This window comes from Bartonella tribocorum (assembly GCF_002778015.1).
GTDB lineage: Bacteria > Pseudomonadota > Alphaproteobacteria > Rhizobiales > Rhizobiaceae > Bartonella > Bartonella tribocorum_B.
Genome location: NZ_NJPP01000017.1, coordinates 26,096 through 37,500, shown reverse-complemented (window position 1 = coordinate 37,500; position 11,405 = coordinate 26,096). Strand labels below are relative to the sequence as shown.

General features: G+C 37.5%; 8 protein-coding genes and 1 pseudogene. All 9 read right to left on the bottom strand.

Annotation, left to right across the window (positions count from 1 at the left end; translation table 11 throughout):
• Positions 1–1,481: 1,481 nt before the first annotated feature.
• The 9 genes and pseudogenes from CEV08_RS10145 to CEV08_RS05610 all read right to left on the bottom strand — a co-directional run bounded on the left by CEV08_RS10145 (position 1,482) and on the right by CEV08_RS05610 (position 11,229).
• Positions 1,482–1,604, bottom strand: coding sequence for a hypothetical protein (locus CEV08_RS10145; protein ID WP_280951725.1), 123 nt, complete (start codon positions 1,602–1,604; stop codon positions 1,482–1,484).
• Positions 1,605–2,254: 650 nt separating this feature from the next.
• Positions 2,255–3,327: pseudogene (locus tag CEV08_RS10200) on the bottom strand (MFS transporter).
• A gap of 50 nt (positions 3,328–3,377) precedes the next feature.
• On the bottom strand, positions 3,378–4,637 hold the full coding sequence (locus tag CEV08_RS05640) for a cytochrome P450, cyclodipeptide synthase-associated (protein ID WP_100130732.1): 1,260 nt from the start codon (positions 4,635–4,637) through the stop codon (positions 3,378–3,380).
• Positions 4,638–4,661: 24 nt separating this feature from the next.
• Positions 4,662–5,411 carry a tRNA-dependent cyclodipeptide synthase gene (locus CEV08_RS05635; protein ID WP_100130731.1) on the bottom strand — a complete coding sequence of 250 codons (750 nt, stop codon included), beginning with the start codon at positions 5,409–5,411 and terminating at the stop codon, positions 4,662–4,664.
• Positions 5,412–6,437: 1,026 nt separating this feature from the next.
• Positions 6,438–7,634 carry an MFS transporter gene (locus CEV08_RS05630; RefSeq protein WP_100130730.1) on the bottom strand — a complete coding sequence of 399 codons (1,197 nt, stop codon included), beginning with the start codon at positions 7,632–7,634 and terminating at the stop codon, positions 6,438–6,440.
• A gap of 206 nt (positions 7,635–7,840) precedes the next feature.
• Positions 7,841–8,131 carry a hypothetical protein gene (locus CEV08_RS05625; protein WP_100130729.1) on the bottom strand — a complete coding sequence of 97 codons (291 nt, stop codon included), beginning with the start codon at positions 8,129–8,131 and terminating at the stop codon, positions 7,841–7,843.
• A gap of 9 nt (positions 8,132–8,140) precedes the next feature.
• Positions 8,141–8,626: a hypothetical protein gene (locus CEV08_RS09975; RefSeq protein ID WP_245407050.1), complete on the bottom strand. Its 486-nt coding sequence runs from the start codon at positions 8,624–8,626 to the stop codon at positions 8,141–8,143.
• A gap of 49 nt (positions 8,627–8,675) precedes the next feature.
• Positions 8,676–9,287 (bottom strand): MFS transporter, encoded by a 612-nt coding sequence (locus CEV08_RS09970; RefSeq protein ID WP_245407049.1) that lies wholly within the window; start codon positions 9,285–9,287, stop codon positions 8,676–8,678.
• Between the two features lie 1,552 nt (positions 9,288–10,839).
• The gene (locus CEV08_RS05610) at positions 10,840–11,229 is read right to left on the bottom strand and encodes a VOC family protein (protein WP_100130727.1); all 390 of its coding nucleotides are present in this window, start codon (positions 11,227–11,229) and stop codon (positions 10,840–10,842) included.
• Between the last annotated feature and the right edge of the window lie 176 nt (positions 11,230–11,405).

Below are 11,405 nucleotides of genomic sequence, written 5' to 3'. Positions count from 1 at the left end.
TATAATCCAAAATGTCTCAATTCCTCTTTCATGATACATCAACCTAAACATCATAATAGAATAAGAAAATATATATTTGGCAGGAATATATCTAAATCTCAGGCTCAAAAAAGCAAAAAGTGTTGAAAATTATGCTCTCTAAGGCATTCAACACGTCTTATTGCTCATCAATATTAACTTTTGCAATCATTCTTGTAGAGGAGAAAAAGCGCAGCGTGCACTAAGATAACGAGCGATCGAGCTATGAAGGCTTCCTTACAGGACATAAATCCATCAAAAATGCCTATAGATAGCTGATTTACGTTGATGATCACAAAAAGCACCGGATATGGCGGGCGTTCGTGGGGRTCTATCAATGCAAAARGACAGCGCAATTTGCTACATCGCAAGGTTTGGCAGAGAGGAATAGCATTATTAAAAGCTTCTGCATGAAAGAGCTCTGTCGCAGAACCAATATCGTTGATGGGAGAAATGCTGTAAGGGCAAGGTGTTCTGCATAAAAAGACACACATAAAAAATACAAGGGGAGGCACTCTCAAACGAAACTGCTATAATCAAAAACTCCCACATCAATTTCTAATCATAAAATGAGGACAGTGCTTTACTGATCAGAATATGAGTTCTATGGCTTGTCCTTTGCTGAAAACAAGTCAAACACAGCATAACGCTAAATACTCTATCTTCCTACAAACTAAAACATTTTATCAATCGCAATAACTTCATACGTTATTGTTAATAAAATACACACCACATATCCATGCAAAACTGATCTTAAACCATAATAATTCTAGAAATGGCGAAAATTTAAGCATTGACTAGAAACGCTAAAATATACAAAAACCCTTCTCTTCTTTGCATAAATCCCCTATCATGTTGCTTAAGGGGACCTTGAAACTAAAAACTATCCTTTACACACTATTGCAGCACTAATTCATGGTCTCTCTTTGTTATTTCTTTATATTTTGCAAAGCTTTGCAAAAAAGAGGGGCTCAAACAGAATACGAAATCGTGTATCAAAAAACATCTCATATCTCTCCTCTCAAAATTTAAAAAATAACAACAGCTCTCTTTCTCAAAACACCATGAAAATAAAAGCTCTCAATTTTTTCTACATGAGAGAAAAACAGAGCAAACGTCTAGGTCTTGTTCCAAAATCAAATGTTTGCGGTCTTTACAAAATCTACAGTGTTACCGATACGTTTGCGTCCTGATGAAAAATTTATGAGGGGAAAATGTCAGGATCAATCGCTTTCATTGCAACGAGAGCATTTTTTATGATGTTTGGTGACGTGACTCTAAGAGATACATTGCAAGGGCAGAGGCTGCATTAACCGCTAAGCCCGCATGACAAAACTTGAAGTGTATTTTTTTAAAATTTCCCCCCGAGTGTCCAGTTGCTTTTGTATAACCTTAACATAACACACAAGAAAACCTCTGCCAAACCAAGCTCTTGCAACCAGTAATGAGTGCGTTTTTGTCGCTTAAAAGCAGATAAAAATATCATGATAAGATGCGTCAAATGCACTTTCTAAATGTGGGGGCTGTAAAATAGAACCACACCCTGTTGCCAATTCACGGGCTTTGAGAGGCATCTTTGAAGGCACTCAAGATCATTTTGTGACGGTGAGCGTGAATGGTATAACGATAAAACCATGGAGCCCCCCATCTTTACGCTTATGGAGAAGAAAGACGGTATCATCACACACTTTGCCAGCTCGTGGATATTGCGACACAGCCTTTGGCGCTTAAGAGCGTTCACTAAGAGCTATTTTTACGTCTTTCTTTAATAATTTTTATCCACATGGCTCACCTGTTTGTGACATTTAAGAAAGCGATATTAATTAATTCAATCTGAGAGAGTTTAGAATGAGAAAACCTTACGATATTCGGATCTCTCATGCTGTATACAAAACAATCAATGATCCTTATAAATCAATCTGTTGTAAGTTCTTTGCTGGTCAAAAAAACTGACAGAGCTTTTGACCATCATAACCAGTAGGGTAGAGAACAAAAGTGAAGCAGGAGAGCAGTTGAAAAGTCTTGTGGAAAAAAGGAGAGCTATGGAGCGCAACAAACACTAAGATATTTGATAAAGGCAAGAGGCTCTACGGATTTATAATATTTAAGTCCTATGAACTTAGAATAGAAGATGAGGGGGATGGGGCTATTCCTATTCCCTAACCATAATGGATGCTCTATGATTTTATAACCATGGCAAATATCAAATATTATGGTGTTCAAATAAATCATCTCATCAATTTGCGCTCTTCTCCTTATGCGATAAGGAGAGTACCAGACAGAACAGTAAAAATGCAGTGAGAGAGAAAAGGAAAAATATGAGATAGGTTTGGTTAAGGGAGAGGTATCCTTGTGTTAGCGGATGGAGTAAATAGCCTGCGAACACACAGCCCAAAGCGCCACCTATTTGCTGTAATATGCGTGTGATCACTGCTGTATCTTTAACGTATAAACTGTTGACATATTGTATGGGGGCGGAAAGGCATACAATGGTGGTGATGCCAAGCCCTACACCCCTTAGTAAGAATCCTAACCCATCCATGCTTAGCGTATAGCCAAAGCATAATAAGCCAAAGCTTGAGATCAGCAAACCAATTCCTATCATGAAAAAGGGAGATTTTTCTTTCCATTTCTGATAAATAAATTTCCTTCCGATCCATGCTCCCACCCCTTGTAGAGCAAGGAGTGCACCGATGATGAGAAGGCTCTTTTTATGGGGTTCTTCCAAGGCGTTAGCTAGCGGGAAATAAACAAGAAAGCTATAAAAGAGGAAAGAAGCAATAAGCCCCATGATCATGAGTAATGTATAGCGCACATTTGTAAATCCGCTAAAGACGATTAATTTGTTTTTTGCTTTCTGATTCAACACAATGAATAATATGAGAGAGGTAACCGCTATCAGTGCTATGATAGAGAGGATGTTGCTGTTATTGATGTTCCTGGCTTCTGTGAGGTAAAAAAATGAAATAAGGGATAGGGAAAAGGCTAAAAATGCCAATAAGTTAAATTTTGTTTTTGCTGTTTCGTTGGTTTTGAGCCAAGCATAAAAATGAAATTTGCAAGGAGCCATGTCTTTTTGATGCCTATCCTTCCTTGCACAAAGGCTGCTATTAAAAGCCCAGGAACAGTGGCGAGAAAATAGGAGGTTACAATCCATTGTATATTATTTTCTCCCGTTGAAAAATAATGTGTAAGGTTAGGAAGTATGACATTAACAATGCTTCCATCGAGCAAGGGAAGTATACTGGAAATAATGACGGTATAGATGACATACTTTTCTGATTTGCTATAGGAATCTCTCTTTTGCATTCTTATGCCCCCTACTGATATTTTTCAAAATATTTGTTCTGCCCTATAAATCATAGGTTTTGAGAATGAATAGCTGTTTGTGAGGACTGTGATATCGGGATGAATGTGATTGGGAGTGCTGATGGTCCTCTTGTATACAATCCTTCTTTTTCCAAAAGAAAGCCATCGGTTAGACTAATCTCGTTGAGTTTATCGAGGAGTCTATTTGCCGTTAGCTCTATTTGCATGAGAGCAAAAGCAGAACCTACACAAATGTGCATACCTGCTCCAAAGGCCAAATGGTTTGCGGTCTTTATAAGATCTGGACTGGTTTTATGGATCCGTTTGCGTTCTGGGATAAAATTATTGGGTTCCATAAAGACATCAGGATCGCGGTTTGCTGCTCCAATAATGCAAAAAATGAGAGAATTTGCTGGCAACGAGATCCCTGCAAACTCCATTGCTTGATTGGTCTGGCGAGGTATAAGTTGAACAGGGGAAGTGAGGCGTAATGTTTCTGTTATAGCGTCGCCAAGAGCTGTTCTATCGGTTTGGATTTTTTCTAATTCATTCGGGTTTGTGAGTAAATGATAAAAAAGATAAGCTAAAGTTTTATCTGCAGGTTCTATGGCAGCCAATAACATGTTAAGGACGAGAGCAACTATTTCAGAAGTTGTCATACTTTTGCCATCATCTGTTTTCTGGCATAAAACAGAGATTAAGTCTTCTGATGAATTTTTATCCCATTCTTCTATCAGCGGTGTGAGATAAGAAATGATATTTTTGCTACATGATAAGCTGAATTCTTTTTCTTCATTGGATTGGTTTAGGCTGGTGACAAAAGATGCGACTCCTTTGTGCCACATTGATATATCTTTGTAGCGATCTATCGGTAGTCCTAAGACCATTAATGTAACAAGCACGCTATAATCTTTTCCAAATTCATTCATAATATCTATTCGCCCCTTTGCAAGATAGGGCATGAGAAGTCGGTCTATTGTTTTTTCAATAAGGGGAGCATAGCGCGTGCGGAACATTTTCCCAGTGAGTTTTGAAAGTACAGCGTGCCGTTTGCTATGGTGTTCGTCTCCTTCCATTTGTGCCAATACGCGATCCCCCATTACAGGCTCGGCTCGAATGGCTAAGGGCGCTGTGGTAAAGCGAGCGTCCCTCAAAATTGAGTTGACATCTTCATATCGGCCAAAAAAATAAGCCTTAAGATTTTCATCCCAAAGAACAGAGTTAGAAGAATGTACAGTTTTGTATGTATCGTACGGATTTTTTTGAAAATTTTTATCCATAACGTTGAATTGAATAATGTGGCGTACCATTTCCTTTTCCCCTTGAATTTTTAATCATAAACGAGTTTTTTTGTTATCTGTTTGCGCGCATATTGAAACAATTCCGTGGCCTTGTTGTTTATCAACATATAGAGGTGTTTTGCCGCTGAGCAACAATTCTCCTACTGGCCATTCACGATGGTAGGCCAAAACTGAGCTTTCTATATTGAGTAAAGACGGGGTATTTACGTAGAATGGTATTTCATCGAATATATATTCAATAGAAATATCTGTTGTTTCAAAACCAGCTATTTCTTCGGTTGATAATCCCACGCTTTTTGCTCGATGTCCAACCGCTTGAATTGACATTTTCGTGCATAACGAACTAAAATCCTGATTTTTCTTGTACAAATTTATAGCTTTTGATTTTAGTGTTTTGTAATTTTCATTTTGCTTATATTGAGAGAAATCAAGAATGCGAAATAATTTTTCTAAGTTATTAAAACTCTGAATATTGTATAATATGCGTCTTATACGATTGAGTTCTTTTTTTGTTTTTCTCTCTGCTTTAGCTTTAGAGGCTCCAGATGCTAATACAAGAAGCATCGCAGATTCTATATCCGGAAGCAATATGTCAATGCTATTGAATTTTTTTGCACCCCAATATATGAGTTCAGTGATATATCTTTCTGAAAATCTTGAATTAAACGGGCTTATACCAATCATAATATGCTGCTTCATCGCGATTAAACGAGAGCAGTTTTCCGATTGTCCCCTTATAGAAAATGAAAAACGATCATTGATATCTATTCTTTGTAAACTCATATTCCCCCTATCCCCGCATTACATCACAATGAATGATCGCAAAATCCTCATTTATTTAATAAAAAATAAATAACTAATCACTTCACTACATAATCTTATAAAATAAATAAATTGCTTTGTAAAGATCATAAGGATCGTTGATTTGTTAAGTTACCATGAGATACACATGAAGATTGGTACCACTTTAACTATTAATATGGGCCTGTTTCCAAACTTAACAGCTTGGATTTGATTTTTATCTAGTGCAGGAAGGTTAAGAAAAGTTAGACACGTATCAAATTGAAGTGCCGGTAAACAGGTGGTCGTGTGAAAAAATATTTATTGAGAGCAAAAGTCTTTTAGTGGTAGTCTTTTAGTTTTTGACAGGGATATGTGATATTTAGAACTTTGGACTATATTAGGAGAGGAAGCTCTCAATAATTATTAGAATAAATGGGGCTATCATCATATGATATCGTGGATTGTGGAGCTTATAAAAATAATATCTGTAGCTGTCTTATTCTAAAACTGACAAGAGTAGAGATTTTTCAGTTAAGGTTGTGCTGGATGCTTTGTGTTTTTTTTTACTTTTATAAAAGCTTAAAATTGGCTTGTGAGAGATTTTTACTGCGTTGAAGGAATGAAAAAATCAAGAAGATGTCGCAAAAAAGCTGCACAGATGGTGCAGCTTTTATCGGTTTGTTTTGCTTTAGAGGCACAAGTTTTTAAAGTGTAAAAAATCTACTTTTTAAGTATGAAAAAATCTCTGCGGCTTCTGTAACCATACACTAGGAATTATGGTGCCTATCAGGCCGCTTAAAAAGCCTTACCATTCCATATCTGAACCTGTTTTTGTAGGTTTTAGGTGCAACGGGTATAAAATACAGTCATTTGTTTTTATGAGGTTGTATAATGGGCAAAATAATGGATGTGTCTCGAAGCAATTATTTGATCTCAAGTAGTGAATAAATGCAAAGACTAAAGATTATCGCAATTGGTGCAATCCATTCTGAAAAGCTTATGAAGTTTTCCAACATAATGAGAGGATTAGGCGTGAGATTGTTTGAATTTACTTTTTGCTTTTTTCATGAAGAGCATTAGAGAGAGAAGAGCAGCACTGAGAGATATAATGCTTAAGATTTGCCAAGCGGATAAACCCCAAATAGCTTTGTTGTATAAGAGAGAGCCGAAGTAACTTCCTGCCATTCCTCCAAAAGCACTCGACAAACTCATGATGCCAAATGCACTAGCGATGAGGCGTTCATCTATATTTATCGCATCATAATCGAGGCGTATACGCAGAATAATTTCGGAAAAAGTAAAAATAATGACTGCTAAAAAGAGGTACGGGTAAGAATGGTCAAGAGTGTGGAGAATAAAGAATGAGAGCCCAAAAAATATAAAAGATAATACTATAGGCGTTTTGGCGTTTTTCCTACAGGACCATCTTGAGAGAGGTATTTGGAAAAAGATGACAATAAGAGCATTGAGAAGAAAAATGTACGAGGGGGCACTTCTCCCAAAATTTTGGTCACCAAACAGAGGGATCGTGATTTTGAGTTGTATATAAAGAAAGGTAAATAAAAACGTAAAAAGTGCTACACGAAGCATCGTCTTGTGGGTTAGTAGTTTTCGAAAATCAGAAAAATCTATTTGACTCAGTGTGCTGGTACTGGTACCAGGGCTTTCTTTTAATGTGCAGTTGAGAAGAAATAATAGAAAAAAGATGAAGCCAGTGATGCTAAATAATAGATGAGGATGAATTTTTAAAATGAGCATTCCAAGTAATGGGCCAATGGCTATTCCTATGTTGGCAAAAATGGATCTGGTGGCTAAAATATTAACTTTGTCAGCTTGAGAGACATTTTTTACTAAAAAAGATTTTGCAGCAGGAAAATACATACTGCTTCCTAGTCCAATAACGATGCAGGAGAAGAGCAGGATATAAAAGTTATGCGTGAAACCGATGATAAAATAACCTGGTATCCGCATCGCTAAACCCAAAAGCATGGTTTTTTTGATATGCACATAATCGGAAAGTATTCCCCCTAAAAGGCAGCTTGCTTTTTGGCACCAAAAAGCTGTTCCCATGATGGTACCTACTTCTATTGCACTGAGAGAATTCAATTTGCTTAAGTAGATCGCCAAGAAAGGAGCGACCATAAAGACTCCAACATTGCTTAAAAGAGTGGTGATGAGAACAAGGTGGACGCTTGCCTTGAAACGGAGAATTTTACGTAACATTTCATTTTTCCACTACAATATTCATTGTATTTGTTTTAGAGGGTGTCTTTCATAGCGCTGTTTTTGCAGCTATACCAGTGGTAAATAAAATCTTTATACAGGTTTTTCCAAGTTGAGAATTTCTTATTTCTGTATGTAAGATGGGAGGGGATAGGGGGCATGCACTGTATCTTTTTAAGCGCATGTGCTTAAATGTTCTTGTTGTTTTAGCAGTGAGAAATATGTGACCTCTGTGTTTTTTGGTGTCCATTCTTTGCCAAAGCATTCAGAGGCAATGTAACTTTGAGAAGGCGACAAATTTCATGGGCAAATAAAAATTCACCCCATAATACTCCGGCTGTGAGGCAATTGGCAACAGATTTTACAGAACAATTCTTGAAGACAGTTTTGAGGTTCTTTGCGGCAGTGTGTGTTACAAACGCATAATTAAGCCATTTATGGCGAAGTGTTGTGGGCACTCTTGTTGTGCCACCGGTTGCAAAAATGATATATGACATTGGAACTCCTTACTTTTTCGTTTTTCTGAGGCAAAGGCAAGAGGCGAAAGCAGAGATACCAACAATCAGACAAAAAATGAAAGCGATATGCTGGTTGAAATAGCTGATGATCCATCCACTTGTCCATGAGCCTAACGCTTGGCCAATATTTGAAACAACAAGGATATAACTAAAAAGAACACTGGCTGTGAGGGAGGCGGTTGTTTTCCCTGCTTGATAGTATATCTCTGGAATCATGATAGATTCATAGACACTGTAGGCAATTAACGCTGTGATAGCGGTAAAGACGCCTCCCATGAGAAAAAATGAGGAGAAACTTCCCATAAGTCCTAATAGGTAGAAAGTTGATTTATCAGAAAGGCTAAGATGTTTATTGATTATTCCTTGCCAGATACAAAGACTGATGCCAACAATTGAAAAGAAAATTCCACTATAAGGGGCGAGATTGCTGTCAAATTTATTGAGAAGTGTTGTGGTTGTGATAAAAACTCCCATAAGGAATGCACAAAGCAAAGCCGTGACCAGCAAATAAGCAATAGAACGATTATGAATTATTGTTTTTAAAGAAGAAAGAAAAGGTTTCTTTGTTCTTTTCAACGGATGCGTTTTTGTGAGGGTAGTGATAAACAATTTGAATGGATAGAATACAAAGATACAAACTAATGATGGCAAAAAAAGCCATTAAAAAAGCTGATACATTGTATTTTATCGCACTCATTGCAACGAGAGGGGCGATAACAACAGCAGCGTTTTGAAAAAAAGAATAAAGCGTTAATGCGCGTTTAAGAGTACTTCCATTGAGATGTTCTGATAATATTTCTCTCAAAAATGGTTTTGAAATTGCTTTCGAAAAAGCCGTTAAAGTAAAAAAGACCAGCCATGCAGAAAGTGTAAGCGATAGGATAACGCACAGAAAAGCAATACTCCTTAAAATAAAGGCGGTAGCCATTAAAAGTTTACGTGAAAGTCTCTCTAATAAACCCGTTGTGGTTACCATGAGAATGCTTTCAAGGATTACTGATCCAGAAAGATAGAACGCAACATTTGCAGCAGTGATGAGAGAAGAGTTTCCAAGGAGAGGGAGTACAAAGAAAAAGGAAAATTCAGAAAGAAAAACGGCGCTATAGATGAAAAAAGTTATTTTATTTTTGCCCATGAAATTTCCATAGAAGTGTCGTTAAATGATCAAATATATTTTGTTTTATCTTTTGAGAGAGTTTTATGAGCCCTGTTTTTGCTGTACACATTTCGTTGAAATCGTATCTTTCCTGATTTATCAGCCAATCCACTGCAAGAATATTGTTTTTTCTACGATGTTTTTAGAAAGAGTAATCATTTTAAGATAGAATTTTTCCTTGCCATAGGTGGTTATAAAAGTTTCTTTTGTCAGAATCGTCTTTTTGTTGCCATGTGCAGCATTTCCCAGTGTTGTTATTCTCTTAAGGCTGGTGGAGTTTTATAAAAACTCACTTTTCTGATGGATATGAAATATGACAGAAGAGGAAGCGAGAAAAATGGTGTTTCATTTTTAACGCAAACGCATCAAATAATATATTTCGCACGCGTTTGCACGGGTTGCATATTGCACACCAAACTTCTCTACGGAAGGCTTTACGGCACCCCTTAACGCTGGATGATGTTGTCGTTCCATATAGGAAGGTGCCATACAATCAAAAGTTTTTTCTGATTGAGCAACAACATTGCATTTTGAAGTTTGTACAACAACCAGAAAGAGTATTGAGGCTTTTGATTATATCCTCTTATGATGATTTTGGCTGTTCCTAATTCTCTTCGATAGCTAATTAATACCCCGCGTTTTTGTTTTTTCCCATTGCATTTCTTAAGGTAGAGGGTGCTCTCATCTTCATAGATTGTCAACATGTAAATGAAATGAATAATTTTATAAGTTTTTCATGAAATTATATTTTTTGAGTGGAAGATTATGCATTTGCTTGAAGTATAGAAGAAAAACGATTACGTTCACGAACTATCGTTTAATTCTCTTTTGAGAGCATGCGTTGATCCCCATGGCGTTGTAAAAATCCTTTATCAACGGGGGTGTGCCGTAATCTAGCAAAAATCTATCGTAAAGAGGTTGCATATCTTGGAAACTTCTATTTTGCTATAGATTTTGTTCCTTTGACAAGCCGGTTGCATAGTTTTTTCTCTCGTGCGCGCGTGCGCGTGAAGGTTTTCACAAACACAGTGGTCTGATTTCCAGCTTTCCTTAATCAAAGGGCGGTACGAGTGATGCTAGGCGCGTACTTCATTTGGCTTCATTCATTTAGAGTTGAAAATTGGAGAAGATTTCATTGAGAACCAAGCATTGCAACATCGAGAAGGCGCAGGGTAGGATTACGAGCGCGGGGATTGTAACGTGTACTGAAAGTCGTGAACGGGGGCAGTGGGAATGTTTAATATAGCTAGATGGTTCAACCACGACATCATCGTGCCGGCTTCTCGTCTTGGCTCCTATACCGCAAGCTTTTTCAGGTCATGATTCACGGATCATGTAATAACGCTGACGGATTCCCAAGCCCGTTAGACCGCCTGTGGCAACAGGTAGGTTGTGGGTCTGAAAGGAATGGAACAACCCAAAACGGACAAATCACTCGTCGTAAGTCAGACTTTAGTGTGCATAGCTTATAGGTTTTTGGCAACAGACAATTATTATCATTCAGTCGATTAAAAATCAAATTTAAGGCTTTTTAATCCAGTGGACAAACACGAATAATATGACCGTCGGGATCTTTGATGAGGAAGGTACGTCCAAATACGTCAGTATACGGTTCCTTCAAGACATTTATCTCAACGGTGGTTTGCTCTTGCCATTCCGCATATAGCTTATCTACATCCTCTCCATGAGGCAACATAATGCCGATTTCTGAAAAACGAGGCACATTTTCTTCAGGCGTATCGCCTCCAGACCAGAGAGCAAAGAGTGCATCATCTGCAGCAGCAAATGCAACATAGCGTGGTGAGGTGAATGTAGGCTCTTTCTTGAAGATAAATTTGTAAAAAGCGGTAGAATACTCTACGTTTGATACGTATACCAACTGTAGGTTTGGGGTAATAGGATAGGCAAGGATATTACTCATGAATTCTCCATGATTGAGTAGCGGTTGCTTGACGTGATATACCGATATAATGTACCTTGATGTGTGCGCTATAATCGGGAAAAGCATTGAGACCTTAATCTCATATCTGCTTCTGATGATTTTGATCGTTCCTAATTCTCTTCGATAGCTAATTAATACCCCGCGTTTTTGTTTTT